Here is a 21,652-nt window from a genome sequence, read left to right as displayed (position 1 = left end):
GCGCACCGAAAACCGAGCAAGCCATTTGTCAAATAATCCAACAAATTTTGAACCTGTCCCAGTTTACCCTTAACTTTATAAAAAAATGACCATGACTGGAACTGACCTTATCAATCGCTTATCATTGCCCGTTGTGGCAGCACCTATGTTTTTAATTTCTGGACCAGAACTGGTGATAGAATGTTGTAAAAATGGTATCGTAGGTACTTTCCCAGCATTGAACCAACGGACGACCGAAGGTTTTGAGGAATGGGTGATCCAGATTGAAAAAGAGTTGAAGGATTGGGAAACTGAAACCGGAAAAAAAGCAGCTCCTTACGGTGTCAACTTGATCGTTCATGGTAGTAATCCGCGAGTGGAAGCCGACTTGAAAATATGTGTAAAACATAAAGTGCCTTTGATCATCACCTCGCTAGGAGCGGTGAAAGATGTGGTAAATGCCGTACATAGCTATGGCGGATTGGTATTTCACGATGTGATCAAAAAACGCCATGCAGAAAAAGCTCAGGAAGCAGGAGTGGACGGATTGATTCTCGTTTGCGCGGGTGCTGGTGGTCATGCGGGAACTTTAAATCCTATGCCATTTGTACGTGAGGTTCGATCTTTCTATGACGGTGTTATTCTCCTTTCTGGAGCCATAAGTTCTGGTCAGGATGTGGCCAGTGCGTTACAAATGGGAGCAGATCTTGCCTACATGGGAACGAGGTTTATCAATACCGACGAATCCAAAGCCACCGACGAATACCGAGATATGATTATTGAAGCGGGATCTTCAGATGTTGTGTACACCGCTGCAATTTCTGGCGTGAGTGCAAATTTCTTAGGAGCAAGTTTAAAAGCGGCCGGTATTACAGAAGAACAATTGCATGCGACTGGTAAAATTGATTTTGGCAAAGAATTAGACACCGAAGCGAAAGCCTGGAAAACCATTTGGAGTGCTGGACAAGGATCGGCAACCATTGATGATACCATTCCTGCTCAAGATCTCATAAACCGATTGAAAACGGAGTTCAAATCGGCATTAGAAATGCAGGCGGAGAATTTGAAGCGGTTTTCTTAGGTATTTTACGGATCAATTTTATAACGGATAATTTGCGACTAGCACGGAAGCGGATATTAATAGCATTGTATCGAGTTGTTATCATTCTCCTGCAACTATAATTTTGGATTGTTGATAGATATGAAAGTTAAGCATGAAAAGTATTTCAAATATGGGCAACAATATAATTCCAAATGAAACTATTGAGGAATACATAAATTAAGCAATGGCAATAGCTTGAACTAGCTTAAGTATTTACTGCATTCCAGAATGCTTTTTATGTTCATATTACTGGTATGCATAGCACAATCATAAAGATAAAATAAGTTTACGTCTTCCATTAAGGTGATGCAGCGCGCTCTGATCATCAACTTGTTTTTATTATAAAATAAATCTAAAGCCAATTACTAATAATGCAATTCCTGATTTTGGTCTGGAATACAAACAGTTCACACAAGATCGAAAATTGTAAGAAATGCTGTGCATTTTCATAAAGTACTCTAGCCAATAATACTGGAAACCAAATCGATACTAAAAAAAATTTCCTAAATAAGAAACATTATCTTTGTGACTGAAGCTAATTGAATGAACCAAAAATTTAAAGTCGAATTAATGGAAGAAGTCGATGATTTCCTTTCTAAACTCGATGAAAAAGCAAAACGGAAAATAATTTATAATATTCGCAAATCACAAGTAGTAAACGATAGCGATCTTTTCAAAAAACTAAATTCAAGTGTTTGGGAATTTAGGACGCTTCACAACAAAATCAAATACCGACTTTTCGCATTTTGGGATAAAACTGATAAAACTGAAACTGTTGTTATCTCAACGCACGGAATGGAAAAGAAAACTGGTAAAGTGCCGCAAAAGGAAATTGACAAAACCGAGCGGATTATGAAAAAATATTTTGACGCTAAAAGAAATAATAATGATACAAATGGAAATTAAAACTTACAGTCTAGACGAAATTACGGACAAGCACATCGGAAAAGTGGGAACGCCAAATCGAGACGAATTTGAAAGCGAATTACGACTTGATTTGATTGGACTTGCTATCAAACAAGCAAGAAAAGAAAGAAAACTAACGCAAGCCCAACTGGGTGAGTTGGTTGGTGTACAAAAGGCGCAAATTTCCAAAATAGAAAACAATCTCAACGATGCTCGGTTTGAGACAATTTTAAAAGTATTTCGTGCTCTAAATGCAAAGGTAAATTTTAATGTAGAGCTACAAAATCAAAATTTGAACCTTACCTAGTTCTTTTATTCAGCATTTTTTATAGAAACTAATGATCTAAATGCAGTGCAATACTTGAAAAGTTTTTTTAAAAATCCTACGGATCAATTTTGTAATGAATAATTTGCAACTAGCGCGGAAGCGGATATTTGAAGCTTTTGTTCTAGTATTCTGGTCATATCCAGAGTTAGGTTCTTTTTAAGATTTATTCCCAGATACGCGACTTTTTCCTCTTATAATGCCAATTAAGTGTCTTTGTTTCAATTGAAGTTCTTTCATCCTAATTGTGATTGCTTCAATAGGAACTGGTCCTTAAATGGCATAATGCTCATTGTCGTGATTTTCTACGAGTAAGGACACTATTTCAGCTTCATCGTCTTCTTTACTATTTACAGACGCTTCAAAAATCACACGTAAAAAGTTTTAAAGTGAGTCGGTAATCTGCTGCTAATTTGATAAGGTTTTACGTCCATGACATTAATTTTAAATCTTGTTCTGCAGTAATTTGATCACAGTCTGCATATGTTCTTAAACTAGAATTGGTGTCTATTGTTTTGCATAATTAATTTTAAGAAGCCATTAATTAATGATTTTTCGACCGTTCTGATAAAACTGAAACATTAATGCGATTAATAGAACTTCAAATAATAAGGTCAACACAACTCCAATGGGAAATAGAACAAATGTCAAATTACATGCGCCTGCGATGGCAAGTAATAACCCTAGATGCTTAAATATTCCCTCAAATTGATTTCTCGAATAGAAAAAAGGAATGGCAAGAATTATTAATGAAATTGCATATAAGATATGAAGTCCTATGGCGACTCCCATAGTAGCGTAAGAGGCACTGTACCAAAAGTAACCAAACACTGTCGATAGTATTTCTAAACCTAAAAAGATAAAAACACAGGTCTTTAACAAGTGCGATTTGGTTTTCATGGAAAATGCAAGGCTGATGTAAAATACGCTCAATAATATAGAATAAAGAACCGCTATTCCAGAATAAACATAAATACCAAAAATTTGCTCATCTCTTAAGCTGGCAAATAGATCTGCGATTAATAATGGTATAGAAATTAAGATGTATAGAATTCCTAAAACTCCAATTAGGAGCCCATGATTAGGATTTTTCAGTAGGTTTTCTGTGTTCTTGGTTTCGTCAGGCTTTTTGTGGATCTCTTCGGTAAGATCCTCAAAAGAACTCCCCAACGCCCGCAAAATATTCTTGATCGTATAATTTCTAGGTGTCACATTACCAGCTTCAATGCGCTGGATGGTTCTAACGTTGATGTTGCAGAGTTCTACTAATTCTTCTTGTGTCAAACCTTGCTCTTTTCTCAGGTTTGCGATATAATCGCCCAGTTGTGGTTGTTTCATGATTCGGTTCATTTGGTTGTGGCAATTTTAATCATGAAACAGACTTGGTCAGCAATTTAAAGATGAATTTAAACCCGACATTTGCACGGCAATAGCTCGTAAAGCCTGCAAAAATTGAAAAGTAGTGATTTCTAAGGAAAGTTCTTTCTCTCCATTATTATAAATGAATAAGTGTAACTAAAGTCCGGATTTTCCGATTTATGAGCGGAGAGAAAAACTTATTACAAATATCTGGACCATTTAGAATAATGAAAAGAGTAGGCGAATAACAGGATTGTAAGGAGCTCGTTTTAATCCATATCATTCATTCGGAAAAGACCAATGTAGGGTTGTCAATGTAACTTACACAATCAGAATATGGTACTGCAGATGAACTTATATACACTTTCGCGAAAGCGAGAAAATAGCTGCTCAAACCAACCTAAAAGCAGTTTTGATTATTCTAAAAAGTATAACTCACGCCCACACTATTCAAGGTGAAGTTGAGGTCTAGCGAGGTGGTTTTAGTACGATTATCGTTATATTTCTGTTCGTACTTTCTGTCCAGATATAAATCGATCGCCTCTACCATAAAGTAACTAAGCGCCCAGCTTAAAAAAACATCGCTGGCAAAATGTTTCCCCTCATAAATTCTAGATAATCCGGGAACCACACCTAAGGTATAAATCCCGGCCTTGACCCAGGGGTTCTCAAATTGTTTGGCAATCACATGAGCATTGGTAAATGTCAGAACGGCGTGACCTGACGGAAAGGAGCGAAATTCTGAAGAACCGCCAAAGGGCCTAAAATGATTCTTGCCTAATCCCGCACTGGGACGCGCTCTTCCCGTTGCCGATTTGGTCAATTGCTGGAAAAAACCCGTAGCGGTGGCAGATGAGATCAGCAGCACGCCGGTACGTCGTAACTTTTCATTTTTGGTAAATAAGCCGGTAAGATATATAGCGCCAGAAAGTCCATAGTTGTTCTGCGGTGCTCCCGCATAATAGCCATAATCCAGTAGAATTTCTGGAATATCGTCTCTTTGTCCAGTGAGTTCTCTCGTGATGTTATCATCCACGGCATAAAATCCCAGAGTTGCGGCAGTAACTCCACCAGCAACAAGTAGATCGTTTTTATCCCAATACAGGGGTCTGCTGTAAGCAAAACCCACGCCCTGGAAAACATTCCCCATATCATAGGTGAAATCCTGCCAAAGATCTGTTTCTCCTCTGTCGATAATAAAATCATTCTGTGCATGCAACGAGATACTGGAAAGAAAAAGAAGAAAGAGCACTACAATACGCATGAAAAATAATTTGGTACAAATATAAAGTCGGCTAGCCTTTATAAACTTTATAATCGATATTGTATTTTGATATGGAGCCATAGGGATTCCAATAGCACTTGCTTTAGTTTAGACAACTCGCACTCTTTTTAAGAGTAAATAGTAGATTAGGAACTATGCGAGACCTGATAGAATCTCGGGCATTTTTTTGATCGCACAATCATAACCTATCTTAAAAAGCTCTTCCGACTTTTTCACGTCAAACATGCCGTAATTGAAGGAATCTTCTACTTCCAGCCCTACATCGCACTGTTTCAAACGGTATTTTGTATTGCTCCATACATTGAGCTGGAACACCCGTTCACTAATCTCGCGTATTCCCTTGACCTGCTCCAGTTCTTCATGGGGACAAATGCTCACGCCCATAATTTTCATGTTGCGATTTTGCAGGGGTTCGATGGGTAAATTATTGAGCACACCGCCATCCACATAAGTAATATTATTCATCATGACCGGCTTGAAAATCACGGGAACGGCGCAAGATGCAACGATGCAGGTGGTCAGGTCACCGCTCTTGTGGTACTCGCTGCAACCCTTATTGAGGTTCGTAAGACAGGCGTGAAAAGGGATTTTCATGACCTCAAAACTATTTTCTGGCAAATGTTTGTGCAACAATCGCTTGAGCATGGCCAGGCGGCTCCATTCCCGCGTTATCAATTGCCATTTAAAGATGCGCACAAATTCTTCCTGCATGGAAAGTTCCAGGATTTCCAGCGGTGAGTAACCGTGGCAATATAAAGCGCCTATCATGGCACCGGCGCTGGAACCAGAAATCTCGTCTGGAAAAACCCCATTTTCATTCAATGCCTGCAATACTCCTATGTGTGCTGATGCTCTAGCGCCACCACCAGCAAGCGCAATCCCTAATTTTTGCATGGTTGGGTTTTCCTGCAAATTAAGAATTTAGGAGGTGATCAAGGTTATTGCTTTTGCGCAATATGGAATAAAACATCAAATCCGAAACAGGTCGTGGCTGGATCTAGTGGTAGTTTAATACGATCGGTTGGGTAAGTTAGGAGGATTGTGCTAAAACTATATCTCGACTTTCGCTCGATACTGGTTTATGAAGATTGTGATGTAAAAAAAGTAAGCCGGTTCGAGCGATAGTCGAGAACGAGCGGTTCATCTAAGAGAATGTCTTTGTGCTCCAACCATATCTCGACTTTCGCTCGATACTGATTTCATGAGATTGTAACTAAGACAATGAAAGTCGCTGGATACTGGTTTACAAAATTCATAATATAAGAAAAATACAAGCCGGTTCGAGCGATAGTCGAGAACGCGCGGCTTATTTACCACGAAGTTTTTTAGGAATATATTCCGAAGAAACAAAAGCACTACTAGAATCATTCTGACATTGCGCTAATAACTTGAGCCTATCAAAATCACCATTAATCAGTGCCAATTTTTGCTGGCTGACCACTTTTTGATGCGCTTTTCGTAACGTAGGGCTTGGAACAAATCACCAATGGATTCTTGGAATACTAATTTGACTGGTCTGCGGTTGTAGGTGTAAGCTGTTTCTCTGTAACCAGTTTGATGTTCGAGAAGCCTGCGTTCTAGATTGCTTGTGATTCCAGTATATAATTTACCGTCAGCGCATTCGAGAATATAGATGTGAAAGGAATTGAACATCTGATGAAGATAGTGCTAAAATCATATCTCGACTTTCGCTCGATACTGGTTTGTAAAGATTGTGATGTAAAAAAAGTAAGCCGGTTCGAGCGATAGTCGAGAACGAGCGGTTCATCTAAGAGAATGTTATTGTGCTCCAACCATATCTCGACTTTCTCTCGATACTGGTTTCATGAGATTGTAACTAAGACAATGAAAGTCGCTCGATACTGGTTTCATGAGATTGTAACTAAGACAATACAAGCCGGTTCGAGCGGCAGTCGAGAACGAGCGGTTCATCTAAGAGAATGTCATTGTGCTCCAACCATATCTCGACTTTCGCTCGATACTGGTTTCATGAGATTGTAACTAAGAAAAATACAAGCCGGTTCGAGCGGCAGTCGAGAACGAGCGGTTGACTTGTTACAAAACTTATCGCTAGTTAGCTTTCGCGAAAGCGAGATCCCTCAAACCCATCCAGTAAATAACTCGTGGATAACAGATCTTAGTTTTACAAAAAGGGATTGGTATTTATGAAGTAGCTTAGCACTTCAAAATGTTATTCATGCGCAAATCATTATTTTTTAGTCTGTTATTTCTCGCTAGCATCGCAGTGCAGGCCCAACTTAAATCCCCAGCCGATTTCCTAGGCTATGAAATAGGAACCCAGTTCTCAAGACATGCAGATGTCGTGCGGTATTTTGAACATGTGGCGGCAAACAGCGATATGGTCACCTTTCAAGAATATGGAAGAACTAACGAGCGCCGGCCATTGACCTATGCGGTAGTGAGTGCTCCTGGAAATCAGCAAAATATAGAAAGTATCCGTAAAAAGAACTTATCCCAAACTGGAATTATAGCAGGTGATTCAAATGCGGAAGCTGATAAAGCCATTGTCTGGTTGTCCTACAATGTCCATGGGAATGAGGCATCTTCTACAGAGGCTTCCATGGTAACACTTTATGAATTGATAACCAATAAGAAGGAATGGCTGGAAGATACCGTGGTTATTATCGATCCCTGTGTGAATCCTGATGGGCGCGATCGCTATGCAAACTGGTACAATCAGGTAGCGAGCTCTCCCTACGATCCTTTACAGGCAGCAGCAGAACACCACGAACCATGGCCGGGTGGTCGTCCCAACCATTATCTTTTTGACTTGAACCGTGACTGGGCGTGGGCAACGCAAGTAGAAACACAGCAGCGTTTGAAGATCTACAACCAGTGGATGCCACAAATACACGTCGATTTTCACGAGCAGGGAATTAATGACCCGTATTATTTTGCTCCTGCAGCAGAACCATTTCATGAGATAATCACTCCGTTTCAGCGGGATTTCCAAACCGAAATAGGGAAGAACCACGCAAAATACTTTGATCAGGAAGGCTGGTTGTATTATACTAAAGAACTTTTTGATTTATTGTATCCCAGTTATGGCGATACTTATCCTACCTACATGGGCGCTATAGGAATGACTTATGAGCAAGCAGGACATGGCCGCGCCGGTCTGGGAATCAATACCGATGAAGGATATGAATTGACCCTTGTGGATCGTGTGGCGCACCATAAAACTACAGGGCTTTCCACCGTGGAGGTGGCTGCAAGAAACGTGGATAAACTCAATAGCGAATTCAAAAAATACTTTGATAACAGTGCTTTAAAAACCAAAAGCTATGTGCTCAAAGGGAATCTGGATAACATGAAATCCCTGGCTGCTCTACTGGATCAGCACGAGATTGCCTATGGATTTACGGGTAAGGGAAAAGCAAGTGGTTTGCGTTATGACGAGAGTTCTAAATCATCCATGGATTATGATATGGCAATGGTGGTGAGTACCGACCAACCAAAAGGAAAAATGGTGCAAGTTCTTTTTGAAGCCAATACTAAACTTTCCACACCCTTAACCTATGACATTACCGCCTGGAATTTGCCAACCGCTTACGGTCTGGAAGCTGTAGGTAGTAGCTCGCTGGTAACAGCTAATGGGGCAAATCCATTTATGACTGCTGCTCCTGTAGCAAGTTCTACGGCAGCTGGATATATTTCAAAATGGAACAGTATGGAAGACGCACGTTTTTTAGCGGCTTTATTGAAAGCAGATATCAAAGTGCGTTTTTCTGAAAAACCGTTTGAAAATAACGGCACCACTTATGAACGCGGTTCCCTGATCATTACTAAAAGTGACAACCGTAACATGGAAACGTTCAATGCGACCGTTAGTAAGGTTGCCGCCACCTTCAATCGTTCCCTAGATGTAGCTGAAAGTTCTTTTGCCTCTAGCGGACCTGACTTTGGATCTCCAGATGTAAAGCTGATCATTGCCCCTAGAATTGCATTATTGAAAGGTGAGCGCACGTCTTCTCTGGCTTATGGAGCAACCTGGTATTTCTTTGAGCAAACCCTAGAATATCCGGTGACTTCCATCGATACCGATTATTTTGCCAGCGTTGACCTGAGCAAATTTGACGTTTTAGTTATGCCTAGCGGTTATTACAGCAGCATATTGAACGAATCAGGATTAAAAAAAGTAACCGATTTCGTTCGCAGTGGCGGGAAAGTTGTGGCGGTGGATAATGCGGTTTCTGCTTTTGCCGGGAAAGAAGGTTTTAGTTTGAAATCAAATGAAGCTCCTAAAGATTCTACCAAAACTGAAGAAAAGAAAAAGAACCTTTTAATTCCCTATGCCTCCAGAGAAGAAGCGGGAACCGAAGATCTGATTACGGGAAGTATTTTCAAGACAACGATGGATGCGACACACCCATTGGCTTTTGGTTACGGTGATACCTATTATTCCTTAAAACTGGGCAGCGATTCTTACAGTTATCTAGAAGATGGCTACAATGTAGGTTGGCTTCCAGAAGACGTCAAAAATGTATCCGGTTTTGCGGGAGATAAAGCAAAAACCAAATTGAAAAATTCGATGGTTTTTGGCGAGCAGCGATTGGGTAGTGGTAGTGTGATCTATATGGTGGACGATCCATTATTCCGTGCGTTCTGGCAGAATGGGAAATTGTTATTCGTTAATGCCGTATTTATAGTGAATAACAATAAACCGGAGTTGTAGGAGTGTTGTTAGTTCGCTTTCGCGAAAGATTAATGAACGACAATCATCTTGCAAGCTGGCGATATAAAAACGGTTTGAATTAACCGAAATTAAACAAGAGATTATAAAAGGGTTCCTAAACTGCCAAATTGAAACTGTAGAAAACCATGCTTTGTAAACTCTATAGTGCTTTACATCTTTTAACTTAATATAACAGTGCATTTACGCTTGAATACCAGTTAGTAATAAGCTGGATAAACCTCGAACTAATCGATGAAAAAGATTAAACGAAATAGAATTGATATATGTAATATCTGTCGAGAAACTAAACCTCTTTCTTGGGATCACGTTCCACCGAAAGGAGGAATTAAATTGACAAGTATTGAAATTCAGGGAATTTTTGAACTTATTTCTGGACAAACAAAGGGGCAGAAAAAAATTTCACAAAACGGAGTGAAATATCGAACAATATGTTCTGATTGTAATTCAAAAATCGGAACTGAATTTGACCCAGAATTAAATAAGCTAAATAAAACAATAATTGAGTTTCTTCAATCATCTTCTGTATTACAGAAGTATTCGATAATCAAAGTAAAACCCGTCCGATTGATGAAAGCTGTATTAGCACATTTATTAACTGCGAAGCATAATATTGACGAAGTGGTAACAGACAGTAAAATTAGGGAAACTTTATTTTCAGACGATATTTCCATTCCAGATGACTTTCATATCCACTATTGGATTTATCCATTTAACTGTACAGTGATTATGCGTGATTTTGCATTGCCTGCTGAAACAGGGAACTATGCTAATTGTGCTGTGGCGAATATGATCAAATATTTTCCTCTAGCATTTATAGTGTCTGACAAAGAAAATTTTAGAGAATTAGATAGTTTGTCAAAATACCGTAATCTAGAAATAGATGATGTAGTAAACTTAAAAATAGATTTAGGAAAAATACAAGATTTAGATTGGCCAGAAAGAGTAGATGAAAATAATATTGTTTTTATGTCAGCGGAATCTACGAATGGTATTTTTGCCAAACCGAGATAAAACCTATTGCTTAAAATATATACAAAAAATAGCGCAAGCCTCTGTTAAAAAAATAGGGTTCAAGGATCTTTGGAAAACTGTCAAATTTTTAAATTACACGATTTCTAAAATAAAATAAATAGTAAAATTGTGAAATGTGGCTTGTACTTTTTACTAAAAATATCGCTTACAACGGCACTACTTTTCTTATCCTCGACTTTTACATACCAATAGAAAAATCCGCCCATGATAGAGAAAATAACAAAGAATAATGATAATTCAAGAGAACCTGATTTACATCCGATTGAAAAAATTATTGAAAAATTGGATTACTATCGCTCTTTTTTTGGCAAAGTTCAAGACCTAAGTGATGAAGAATTTGAGAATCTACAAAAAGATATTTCAAAATGTTTTACACTAAAAGTTGGTTCAAGTACCTATGAACCACCTAAAAGACTCGTTAGGATATCAAACAACAACAGAATTCTCAAAGCAAAAGGTAAGGAGTTAAATTACTTAACAGATATTTCCCAACTTTTAGCGCCACCAATTGACTGTTGTAATTTTGGAAGATGTAACATTCCTAAACAACAAGTATTATATTGTGCTACATCAGAAGCTGGTGCATATTGGGAAATAAGACCTCAAAAAGGAGATGTAATAACTATTTCTCATTTTGAGTTAAAGCCAGGTGTAAAAGTTAATACTTTTATTGTAAAAAAAGATGTGACCGAAAACCCAGAAATCAAGAGTAAACTTCATGAAGTTTATTATTTACTTGAAGAGTTCTTTGAAGAAATTTATAGTCTTCGAATTTCCAGAGATCGACCGAGAGATTACCTTTTTAGTGGTCAGATATCTTCAGACCAGTTGTTTTATCCATTCGTTTCTGAATTAAATTTTGATGCAATTTTGTATCCTAGTGTCCAGAGAAAAAAATACGGATGGAATGTTGCAATAAGAAATGAGCTTATTTTAGAAAAGTACAATTTAATTGGAGTTGAGACGAGATTTATTCTAAATGAATATGCTGACCTAGACCATACTACAGAAGATGTAACAACAGACCAAATGATTGGTTCTTTTGGAACCGAGGCTTTTGATTTTCAAAATGGCAAAATCCTCTATGACGAAGAAAAAGCTAACAAAGCTTTTGAAATATTTAGAATGCTGCAGATTGGAGAGGGAAAACAAGTTAGAAATGAACAAGAAGGCCTGCCGAAAAACATTTTATTTAATTGCACACCACAAAATTTTAAAAAAGAGACTAAGATTGGCGTGAGTAAAAGACTTGGTAGAAATGGTAAAATAAATGTAGTTTATCAAGACGGAAAACGAATTGATAATGTAAAATATAAAAAAGTAAAATCGGACATTGAATTAGGTAAATGTAGAATAACGAAATACTAAACAACTGCATCTAACAATTAGTATAATAAATAGCGTAAGACTTCGCTAACATGATGTTTTGGGAATTATTGGAAACCATCAAATTAAAAATATGCCTTGTGTCTAATCCACAAAGGTATCGCTTGTTTTTAGCTTTATTTCCTATGTTTGAAGCCGTGGTAAACAATTTAGGATAATCATCAAACTAAGAGATTTTGAAAGAAAATAAGATGAAAAAGTGTAATATTCAAATATTCTCACAAGCTGAAGATTTAAGATTGTATGTAATTGAACATAGTTTGCAAATTGAAACTTTGACATCAGAAGCAATAGGTAGTCTTTTGGGAGTAGATTACAAAGCCTCTAAATCATTTGGTTTTGGTTCGAGTTCTCTTTCTTTCAATCAAAAAATTCAAATTATTCAAGATATTAAAGGACTTGATTCTGATATGGCAAAGAAGTTGACTTGTCTTATGAATGTTGGTAATAAATTTGCACATATTCAAGAAGTTGATTCTTTTGACAAACTATTTGAAATTGCAAAGAACGGTAATTGGATAAAAAAAATACTTGAAACATACAGTCTTGAGGAGAAAAAGGATGATGACGAAAAATATCAATTCCTGTTTTTCAAATTAGCAGATGAAATAGCTAACATGCTTTATGAATTACAAGTACAAGAGGGTTTAACTAAAAGTGTTTTAAAAGCTGAAAAAGATTTCCAAAAAAGTCATCTAGAAGCTTACAGAAAAGTTATCGCAAAAACAGAAGGCGGAAAAGAATTAAATGATGAAATACTTGATGAGACAATGAAGAAAATTCCTCATCTGAAAATACATCGAAAAAAATAAAGTTATCCACTTAAAAGTATAAGATTAAATAAGCAATTTGATAGCTTAATTCAAGTTCAAGTACATTTTTAAGTAGTTGCTAAAATTTAAATTATCGATTTCTAATAAAAAGATAAATAGCAAAATTTAAAATCATTCTTGTATTTAAACAAAGGATAACTGTTTATTTTCAGCTCTAATATTATTACACAAAAGTGTAATCTTTTAAAACCGAAAATCAAATATGACAGAAAAGCACTGGACTGAACCTAATGGTATTTTTATTATCAACATTCCTGCAAATTGGCAATACAGAAATGCAGTGTTCGAAGATATTGAAGAAAAATCTCCGTATAGTTTTGAACAATATGAGAATTCTGCTGGATGTTTTCAATTAAGCAGCTATCCATTATCCGAAAGAGGAATTAATCCAAATTTTCCCGTTCAAAAAAGTGATTCAAAAGTTGAGTGGTTCGAATCAAGAATTGATAATGAAGAATTCGATATATACTTATGGCACGCCCAAGTTGACGACCAATTTTGTATGGCTAAATGTATCTATTCTGCTAAAGACAAAAAATTTTCCAAAGTGAAAAAGTTAATTGAGAAGTCAAAAAAAGTTCTCGAAAGTTTTAGAGTAGTACCTTTTGATGAAAGAGATTATGCGATTGCTTTAGATAAATACGACAATTTACATGGTTCATTAGCTAGTTCTTATGATTTGAGAGAAAGAGCAGTAAAATCTAAGTCTTATATAGAAATCATTGCAATAGTTTCAAATCAAATTGATGCCTATCTGAGAATTTCGATTGTTCTTAAAAAACAATTGGAACAAGAAACTAACAATATCGATGTGAAATATTTTTTTCAAGGAGAAAATGAAAGAGGATTAATGGAAAGAAGTATTTATGAGGAAGCTAAATCACTAAACATTATAACACAGAAATTATTTGAACAGTTGAATTTACTTTATGATATGAGGAATAGAGTAATTCATCGTTATATAATTAGTTACATAAAAACAATTGACATTGCTGATACAGCAGTAAAATATTTGTTGCTTTCAGAAAAAATAAGGGAAATTTTAAAATCCATAGAAGATGATCAAATTGATAATGGAATTGGAATTTACGGAAAAGGATTTTTAAAAGATTACGAAGTTACTTTAGAGGATCAAAGAATTGCTTGGTCTATGGCGAATGACAAACATTTATTAACGGATTTACAAAGAAAAATAAAATAACTAGAGCTAACAACGTTTATGACTAATAGCTAAATAGTTACTTAATATAAGTTAAGGCATGTTTGCAAAGTCGCTAAATTTTTAAAGTTGAAGACTTCCTAAATATAACATCAACAAACTATGAGCTTTTTAGAATCCATGCAAACGCCTTACACGACCAACAAGTATGACGCCTCTAAAAAAATTGAGCCCAGTAAAATTCAAGAATTAAAAGCCATTTTAAGGCTAAGTCCGTCGTCCATCAATAGTCAGCCTTGGAAATTCACGGTTGTTTCAAGCAAATTGTGCAATGTTTTTGATTTTCACTGCAAACTATCCTTATGTATGATCATCGAGTCATTTTCAATGAGAATTAATCAAACAATGGAGAAAGAATGAGAATTAATTGTCTTTCAGAATATGAAAAGGTATTAGCATCGTTGGAAACAAAACCTAATATTTTAAATTATTTTTCGAGCTCTTCTACCGATAAGTTTGAAATAATTAAAATTAAGGATGGCAAGTTTCCTGCTGTCATCACTATAAACGGCTTTTTATCCCAAGGCACTGAAAATAGCTCAAATTGGAAAAATAGTATTAATCATTTATACCCAGAGAATACTTGGCACCATTTGGAATGGGATTCGCAAAGTATTCCATTGACAAAAACAGAAAGAAGATCAAAAAGAAAGTATAAGAATAGTAACTCTTGGATCAAAGCCTTCAAAGTCTTCAATATTCTAGTTGCCCCTTACACTATAATTCCAATATTGAATCAAACTGCGTTAAACAACATCTGGGCCATAGCTCTTAGAAATTCAAAAAAATGTGGTTATCTATTGAGCGAAATTTTGAAAGCTACAGATGATAAAAACTATATACTCATAGGTCATTCTCTTGGTACGAGAGTTATTTATCATTGCTTAATGCATAACATAATGTCTAAATATTTACAAAAAGTAATTGAACTACATTTATTGGGTGGAGCTGTAGGAAACAATTACGAAAAATGGAAATTTATTACTCAAGATTTTAATGTTACAGTATTTAATTACTTCTCAAAACATGATTCTATACTAAAACATATTTATGGAAGATTTATGCTGAATAGAAGCACAATTGGTCTTAAACCGATTATATCAAAAAAAGTTATAAATACTGATACTTCTGATATCGTAAAGTCCCATTTTCATTACATAAAAAATTTTCACAGAATCAAAAAATCATAAGATCATTTACCACAATCCAGACAAATGATACTCGTATCAGTTGCTTAACTAAATAACTTGAGTATTTATAAGAAGTTTCCAAATACTGAAATTCAACGATTTTTCAAGAATAACATCAATACACATATGGGCTTTTTAGAATCCATTCAGACGCGTTAAACGACCAAAAAGTATGACGCGTCCAAAAAAATTGAACCCACTAAAATTCAAGAATTAATAGCCATCTTAAGGCTATGTCCTTCGTCCATCAATAGTCAGCCTTCGAAATTTACTTTTGTTTCAGATGATGAAACCAAAGAAAAGCTCTCCAAACATTTCATGGCACAATACCAATAAAGTGTTGTATTGTGATAGCTTGAATTTAAAGTTAGTAAATTCGAATTAGTTATTGTTTTACATTTTGGGAAACTTACGGAGTTCCTTTTACGAGAAGGAAATTAAAAATCCAATTCGTGTCCAATTCCAAACCTTTCACTATTTTGCTTGTTACGAATCCACACAAAACTTAAAAATTTATTATGAAAAAAATAATGTTACTTTTATTTATAACAATGTGTAGTTGCAAAAATGATCCTAAAGATCAGGATGTAACTATGGATACAGAAAATGAACCTAAGGAAATTTTAGAGTTCAGATTATCCAATAAAACAGAGTTGGAATTATATGACATTACCATTAGGTTGCCAGATACGGTTTTAGCTTATAAAACTCTTCAAAAGCAATCTCAAACAGAATGGATAAAAGTTAAGTCAGCTTACAGTTACGGTTCTGTAGAATTCTTTGATATAGAGAAAAGACAATATAATATCCAACCCATCGACTATGTTGGAGAAGAGTTGCATGAAAAAGGAAAAATGGAGTTTATTATTGAATCCATAGATACGTTAAAACAGAACTTCGAGTTGAATAGCAATTATAGTGCGGAGGAATAGCTCAGAGCAATCCTTAATTAATTTGAGATTTCCATATTTTGTGAATTTGGTGTTTTGAAAAAACATTAAGGTTAAAAAAAAGCGTAAGTACTCAGTACGGTGTCACTTATTTACACACTACGAGCTAATTGCTGCATTGATGTTATTTTAAGCAAACAAAAAGGATGCTGTAAATTATAAAAAGGCCTAAGTTTAAATACGATACTACTGCTTATTATTCTATTAATGATCTGTAATTATGGAATTTGTTCTCGTCCAGCATTAGAAGAATTTGACGCAAGAATTATGTATTGAGCTTCAACAGTTTGGTGCTGTTTATCTAGTTAAGAAAACATGAGGTTTTGAGAATATTTAGTTCTATGAATTACTTTTTCATAAATTGGGGTTAGTATAGAAAAACAGAACATGATGGAATTTGACAAGAGAAAGTATAAAGTATATACTTGGAAAAATTGGATGATGTTGCACTGGATTTTGAATCCAGCGTATTTACCGCCAAATTTCCATAAGTTATATTATAATCAACTGATTAGCACATATCTAATTATATATAATGTCAATTGATATCGTTTAAAATCATAATTTGTTGTACCTATGTTGTACCAAAAATGATTATCTTTATATCCTAATATTTAAGATATGTCATCAAATGCAAAAATAGTACTTCGGAAAAAGCCTAATAAAGAAGGACATTGTCCTCTTTGTATTCGTATCACAAAAAACCGTCGCTCAAATTATCATTATATAGGTCATAATATTGACCCTAATGATTGGGATGTGAAAAATATTAGAGTTAGAAAATCACATCCTTACTCAGATAGGTTAAACGGTTTGCTTAGTACTAAACTGTCTGAGGCAAATAAAATGCTGATTGATTTGCAGTCGAGCAAAAAGGATATATCGGCCAATCAAATAAAAGAGAAACTTTACGCTTCTTCGGAATCAGTTACTTTTTTTGAAGTGGCACAAGACTTTCTTGATGATTTAGAAGCAAACGAAAAGCTGTCTAGGCTTTCAACAGATAAAGCAAGAATTAATCACGTTTTAAAATTTACCACGTCAAAGCAACTAACCTTTCAAGAAATTGATGAAAATTTTCTAAAGAAATTTAAAACCTACCTCCTTACAAAACACAACCTATCAGAAAGGTCGATAGTAAATAATCTTATTGTGATTAGAACTATCTATAATAGGGCCATAAAATTGGGTATCGTAGATAGAAAACTTTACCCATTCGGTTCGGATAAAATACGAATTAAGTTCCCTGAAACTGAAAAAATAGGTCTTACTCGAAATGAAGTCATAGAGCTAGAGTCAGTTGATAACCTTACCAAGAATGAAACTCACGCTAGAAATCTCTGGCTTTTCAGTTTTTACTTTGCTGGCATCCGTGTAGCTGATATATTAAAAATTCGTTGGAACGACATTTTTGATAATAGACTTCACTATCGAATGAACAAGAATTCAAAACTGTTATCCCTAAAAATTCCAGATAAAGTTTTTCCAATTTTGAAAGATTACATAAATGACAAGCAGAGCGATGAGGACTTTATATTTCCTGAAATGAAAAAAGCTGATTTAAAAAATGCTAAAGATGTTTATGCTAAAACAAAAACCGCCAATAAGAAATTCAATAAATATTTGGTAACGGTAGCTGATAAAGCCAAAATATCAAAAAAAGTAACTATGCATATTGCTAGACATACATTTGGGAATATATCGGAAGATAAAATCCCAATTAATATGCTCCAAAAATTATACAGACATTCATCGATTACCACTACAATAAATTATCAATCTAACTTTATGCATAGAGATGCGGATGAAGCATTAGATAGTGTGGTAAATTTTTGAAGGAATAAAAAAATCAATTAGCGGATATTTTGAATATGCTAAACCTATCTGTAACAACAAAATATCCGCTCTTTATCTTTTCCAATAAAAAATTTAGTCTTTCCTGAATAGGAATTAAATTTAAATTGGATCCGCTAATTTTTGATTGAAACATTTTACCAACATTTTATATAGGTCAGGATGTTTCTTTTTGAGTAAGTCTGGACGCTCGAAGAAATATTCTGAAGCTACTGCAAAAAATTCAGCTTGATTTGTGCCTCCATATTTTCGGATATCCGAATGATTATCATTTATCGCCTCCATTTCCTTATGGATTAAATTCAACCAAGGTATCGCATATTGATGTTCTAATAACCGTTCTGGCACACCGTCTGTCTGGTCATCTATTTTATCAATAAGATGAACAAATTCGTGTATGCCAGTATTACTTTTATCGGTTGTGTTTTGAAAACCGTGGTACAATGCTTTTTTAGATAAAATCATTTGCTTCTCAAAACGTCCATTCCCAACTATTCCACCAATATTTTTTGAGTTATCCTTACTACTAAATTGCATATCCTCATTAAAATAATCTGGATATAAAAGGATACCGCTTAAGTTGGTGTAATGCCATTCTTTAAAACCAAAAACAGGGATTACTGCGCTTGCCGCAATTAAAATCTTGTCCAATTCTTCCAATTCAAACTGCACACCATCTATATAAACCTCACTTAAAAATTGCATCATTTTTTGTTGAAAAATAAGCTGCTTATTTTTAGATAGATTTCTATAAAACAGAACATTATCCATCAATAATCTGTGCCAATGCTCTGGAAATGACTTTACACTATGGCGTTTCGCTTTTCTGTAAAAATGAACAGCAAAGAGAATAACCACAACTGAAATTAAAATATAAGCCATATTAAAAGGAAAGTATTAATCTACAGATTCAGCTTTAAAGCCAACTTTTTGCAAGGTAGCCTTTACATCTTCTTCGGTTGCACCATCACTTTCAATGGTTAGGATTTTATCAGGATTAGCGGTATCCACTTCCCAACTTTCTATACCTTCTTGTTTGTTTAAAAAGGGGGTTACTTTTGATACACAACCACCACAATTGATATTTGTTTTAAATTTTAAAGTTTTCATCTTATTTGAATTTATAATTAATATTAAAGTTTTACTCGTTTAAGTCTTAAGCTATTTAAGACTACAGATACGCTACTGAAAGCCATTGCCATTCCAGCAATCATTGGGTCCAATAAAAATCCATTTACGGGATACAAAACGCCTGCTGCAATTGGAATACCAATGAGATTATAAATGAATGCCCAAAATAGATTCTGACGTATGCCCAACACGGTTCTTTTCGATAGTTCCAAAGCTTTGGGAATAGATTGCAAATCTGACGTTATCAATGTCATTTTCGCGACGTCCATTGCTATATCAGACCCTTTACCCATTGCTATACTCACGTTAGCCTGTGCCAAAGCGTGGGAATCGTTTATACCATCGCCAACCATAGCTACTATCTTTCCTCCCGCTTGTAATTTTTCAACAAAAGCGGCTTTCTCCGAAGGCATCACTTCTCCTTGGTAATTTGTTATTCCTACTTGTTTTGCGACAGCAGATGCGGTTTTATTGTTATCTCCAGTAAGCATATAGACTTCGATGCCTCTGTCTTGAAGTGTTTCTATAGCTTTTTTTGAAGTTTCTTTAATCTTGTCAGCAATGGCGAGTATCGCCAGCACTTGTTTTTCATTGCCAAAGAAAATGACCGTTTTAGCCTGCTCTTCGAGACTTTCTGCCGTTTGCATTAAGGAAGCGTCGATTTGAATATTCTTTTCAACCATTAGCTTATGGTTTCCAACATAGTATTTTGAACCATTTTCTGTTTGAGCTTTTACGCCTTTTCCTGTAATACTTTCAAAAGAAGCAATTTCAGCTTGTTCAATATTTTTCTCTTTCAAATAATTAACGACCGCTTCTGCCAAAGGATGTTCTGATTGTGACTCGATAGCCAAAAGAATTTTTTTGTATTCATTGCTATTTTCAAGTTTATCCTTCCAAAGGATATCAGTTACTAATGGTTTTCCTTCGGTAATAGTGCCAGTTTTATCAAGGATAATAGCATTCACTTTATAACCGAGTTCTAAACTCTCTGCATCTTTTATAAGAATATTGTTTTCTGCACCTTTACCAATACCCACCATAATCGCAGTAGGTGTTGCCAATCCTAACGCACAGGGACAAGCGATTACTAATACTGCTACCGAGGTTAATAAAGCTTGCGAAAATGCATTATCGCCTCCAACTGACATCCAAACAATAAATGTAATAATAGATATAGCCAAGACAACGGGAACAAATATTCCAGCAATTTTATCGACCAGTTTCTGAACAGGTGCTTTACTTCCTTGGGCTTCCTGAACCATTTTAATGATTTGTGATAGCAAGGTTTCTCCGCCTACTTTTTCAGCAATAAATTGGAAACTACCTTTTTGATTTACCGTTCCTGCGAAAACTTTTTCATCCTTTGATTTTTCTACTGGAACAGGCTCTCCTGTAATCATACTTTCATCTACGTAAGAGCTTCCTTTAGAAACTTCTCCATCTACAGGAATCTTTTCTCCCGGACGTACTAAAATGGTCTGACCCACTTGTACGGACGAAATAGGAATTTCTTTTTCTTTCCCATTCTCAATAATTTTTAGCGTTTTTGGTTGTAAGCCCATCAGCTTTTTAATGGCCGAAGATGTATTTGATTTTGCCTTTTCTTCCAATAGTTTTCCTAATGAAATAAAGGTTATAATTACTGTAGCTGCTTCATAATAAACGTGCGGTTCGATACCACGACTTACCCAAAATTCAGGAAAAAAGGTATTGAATACACTAAAGAGAAAAGCGATTCCGGTACTCAAAGCTACCAAGGTATCCATATTCGCTTTACCGTGTTTGGCTTGCTTGAAAGCATTGATGAAAAAGCTACGACCGAACCAAAAGAGGACAGGAAAAGTTAACACTAACGAAATCCACTTTCCAGGTTCCCATTGCATAAAAAACATCCCTAATACAAAAATGGGAAGCGTAAGTATGGCCGACCAGATGGTACGGTATTTTATATCTTGATAGTGCTTTTGCTGAAGTTCTTGTTGTACTTCTGATGGATTCTCCGCATCAATGATAATGTCATAGCCCACTTCACGAAGTGCATTTTGAAGTTGATTAGGGCTCAACGCTTTGTCATATTCAACAAGAACAGAACTGCTCGCAAAGTTTACGCTTGCATCAAATACACCTTCCGTATGTTTTAATACAGATTCAACACTTGATGCACACGATGCACAAGTCATTCCTGTAACTGGGAATGATTCTTTTATTCCTTGCTTATGGTTTTTCTCTTTGGTTTCAAATATATTAACTGTCTCCATAATCGTATTCTAATTTGTACTCTGTAAATTTCAGGATTAAAGAGCTTTAATGTGTTACGTTATATGCTGAATAAATTGTAAAATTACCTTGGTAAAGGTTGTTAAATTGAAGCTAATCGAGTT

19 protein-coding genes and 1 pseudogene are annotated in these 21,652 nt (G+C 35.5%); 13 read left to right on the top strand and 7 right to left on the bottom strand.

Features of this window, described 5'->3' with window-relative positions; translation table 11 throughout:
- Positions 1 to 91 precede the first annotated feature (91 nt).
- The 3 genes from IQ282_RS04775 (at position 92) to IQ282_RS04765 (ending at position 2,294) form a co-directional block, all read left to right on the top strand.
- Positions 92 to 1,060 carry an NAD(P)H-dependent flavin oxidoreductase gene (locus tag IQ282_RS04775; RefSeq protein ID WP_194850717.1) on the top strand — a complete coding sequence of 323 codons (969 nt, stop codon included), beginning with the start codon at positions 92 to 94 and terminating at the stop codon, positions 1,058 to 1,060.
- A gap of 591 nt (positions 1,061 to 1,651) precedes the next feature.
- Complete coding sequence (locus IQ282_RS04770) at positions 1,652 to 1,987, top strand: type II toxin-antitoxin system RelE/ParE family toxin (protein WP_394355193.1); 336 nt, start codon at positions 1,652 to 1,654, stop codon at positions 1,985 to 1,987.
- The gene (locus tag IQ282_RS04765) at positions 1,968 to 2,294 is read left to right on the top strand and encodes a helix-turn-helix domain-containing protein (RefSeq protein ID WP_194850715.1); all 327 of its coding nucleotides are present in this window, start codon (positions 1,968 to 1,970) and stop codon (positions 2,292 to 2,294) included. The genes IQ282_RS04770 and IQ282_RS04765 overlap by 20 nt, the downstream gene beginning before the upstream one ends.
- A 558-nt stretch (positions 2,295 to 2,852) precedes the next feature.
- Here the strand turns inward: IQ282_RS04765 and IQ282_RS04755 are convergent.
- The 4 genes from IQ282_RS04755 to IQ282_RS04740 form a co-directional block, all read right to left on the bottom strand.
- Complete coding sequence (locus tag IQ282_RS04755; protein WP_194850714.1) at positions 2,853 to 3,650, bottom strand: helix-turn-helix domain-containing protein; 798 nt, start codon at positions 3,648 to 3,650, stop codon at positions 2,853 to 2,855.
- Between the two features lie 442 nt (positions 3,651 to 4,092).
- Positions 4,093 to 4,935: a phosphatase PAP2 family protein gene (locus IQ282_RS04750; RefSeq protein WP_228547223.1), complete on the bottom strand. Its 843-nt coding sequence runs from the start codon at positions 4,933 to 4,935 to the stop codon at positions 4,093 to 4,095.
- Positions 4,936 to 5,088: 153 nt separating this feature from the next.
- Entirely contained in the window at positions 5,089 to 5,850 is a 762-nt protein-coding gene (locus IQ282_RS04745; protein WP_194850713.1) for a patatin-like phospholipase family protein, read from the bottom strand.
- Between the two features lie 519 nt (positions 5,851 to 6,369).
- Entirely contained in the window at positions 6,370 to 6,609 is a 240-nt protein-coding gene (locus IQ282_RS04740) for a GIY-YIG nuclease family protein (RefSeq protein ID WP_228547222.1), read from the bottom strand.
- 544 nt (positions 6,610 to 7,153) lie between these two features.
- On the opposite strand from IQ282_RS04740, the gene IQ282_RS04735 reads away from it, so the two are divergent.
- The 10 genes and pseudogenes from IQ282_RS04735 to IQ282_RS04690 all read left to right on the top strand — a co-directional run bounded on the left by IQ282_RS04735 (position 7,154) and on the right by IQ282_RS04690 (position 18,119).
- Complete coding sequence (locus tag IQ282_RS04735) at positions 7,154 to 9,652, top strand: M14 family metallopeptidase (protein ID WP_194850712.1); 2,499 nt, start codon at positions 7,154 to 7,156, stop codon at positions 9,650 to 9,652.
- A 252-nt stretch (positions 9,653 to 9,904) separates the two neighbouring features.
- Positions 9,905 to 10,684: a hypothetical protein gene (locus tag IQ282_RS04730; RefSeq protein ID WP_194850711.1), complete on the top strand. Its 780-nt coding sequence runs from the start codon at positions 9,905 to 9,907 to the stop codon at positions 10,682 to 10,684.
- 225 nt (positions 10,685 to 10,909) lie between these two features.
- Positions 10,910 to 12,073, top strand: a complete 1,164-nt coding sequence (locus tag IQ282_RS04725) for an RES domain-containing protein (RefSeq protein WP_194850710.1) — start codon at positions 10,910 to 10,912, stop codon at positions 12,071 to 12,073.
- Positions 12,074 to 12,267: 194 nt separating this feature from the next.
- Positions 12,268 to 12,903 (top strand): hypothetical protein, encoded by a 636-nt coding sequence (locus tag IQ282_RS04720; protein ID WP_194850709.1) that lies wholly within the window; start codon positions 12,268 to 12,270, stop codon positions 12,901 to 12,903.
- A gap of 223 nt (positions 12,904 to 13,126) precedes the next feature.
- Positions 13,127 to 14,125 (top strand): hypothetical protein, encoded by a 999-nt coding sequence (locus tag IQ282_RS04715; RefSeq protein ID WP_194850708.1) that lies wholly within the window; start codon positions 13,127 to 13,129, stop codon positions 14,123 to 14,125.
- Between the two features lie 120 nt (positions 14,126 to 14,245).
- Positions 14,246 to 14,404, top strand: a pseudogene (locus IQ282_RS14955) (nitroreductase family protein); the annotation flags it as partial.
- A 95-nt stretch (positions 14,405 to 14,499) separates the two neighbouring features.
- Positions 14,500 to 15,333 (top strand): DUF726 domain-containing protein, encoded by an 834-nt coding sequence (locus IQ282_RS04705; protein WP_194850706.1) that lies wholly within the window; start codon positions 14,500 to 14,502, stop codon positions 15,331 to 15,333.
- 189 nt (positions 15,334 to 15,522) lie between these two features.
- Entirely contained in the window at positions 15,523 to 15,669 is a 147-nt protein-coding gene (locus IQ282_RS04700) for a nitroreductase family protein (RefSeq protein WP_317174184.1), read from the top strand.
- 182 nt (positions 15,670 to 15,851) lie between these two features.
- Entirely contained in the window at positions 15,852 to 16,265 is a 414-nt protein-coding gene (locus IQ282_RS04695; protein WP_194850705.1) for a hypothetical protein, read from the top strand.
- A gap of 639 nt (positions 16,266 to 16,904) precedes the next feature.
- Entirely contained in the window at positions 16,905 to 18,119 is a 1,215-nt protein-coding gene (locus tag IQ282_RS04690) for a site-specific integrase (protein ID WP_194850704.1), read from the top strand.
- A gap of 120 nt (positions 18,120 to 18,239) precedes the next feature.
- On the opposite strand, the gene IQ282_RS04685 is transcribed toward IQ282_RS04690, so the two are convergent.
- From IQ282_RS04685 to IQ282_RS04675, 3 genes are read right to left on the bottom strand one after another with little or no spacing between them, the layout of a single operon-like run.
- Positions 18,240 to 19,019 (bottom strand): M90 family metallopeptidase, encoded by a 780-nt coding sequence (locus IQ282_RS04685; protein ID WP_194850703.1) that lies wholly within the window; start codon positions 19,017 to 19,019, stop codon positions 18,240 to 18,242.
- A 15-nt stretch (positions 19,020 to 19,034) separates the two neighbouring features.
- On the bottom strand, positions 19,035 to 19,247 hold the full coding sequence (locus IQ282_RS04680; RefSeq protein ID WP_066249889.1) for a heavy-metal-associated domain-containing protein: 213 nt from the start codon (positions 19,245 to 19,247) through the stop codon (positions 19,035 to 19,037).
- Between the two features lie 23 nt (positions 19,248 to 19,270).
- The gene (locus IQ282_RS04675) at positions 19,271 to 21,529 is read right to left on the bottom strand and encodes a heavy metal translocating P-type ATPase (RefSeq protein WP_194850702.1); all 2,259 of its coding nucleotides are present in this window, start codon (positions 21,527 to 21,529) and stop codon (positions 19,271 to 19,273) included.
- Positions 21,530 to 21,652 lie beyond the last annotated feature (123 nt).

The organism is Nonlabens antarcticus (genome assembly GCF_015356755.1).
In the GTDB taxonomy this organism is placed as follows: domain Bacteria; phylum Bacteroidota; class Bacteroidia; order Flavobacteriales; family Flavobacteriaceae; genus Nonlabens; species Nonlabens antarcticus.
The sequence above is the reverse complement of the archived record's forward strand: the minus strand, read 5'-3'. Positions and strand labels throughout refer to the sequence as shown.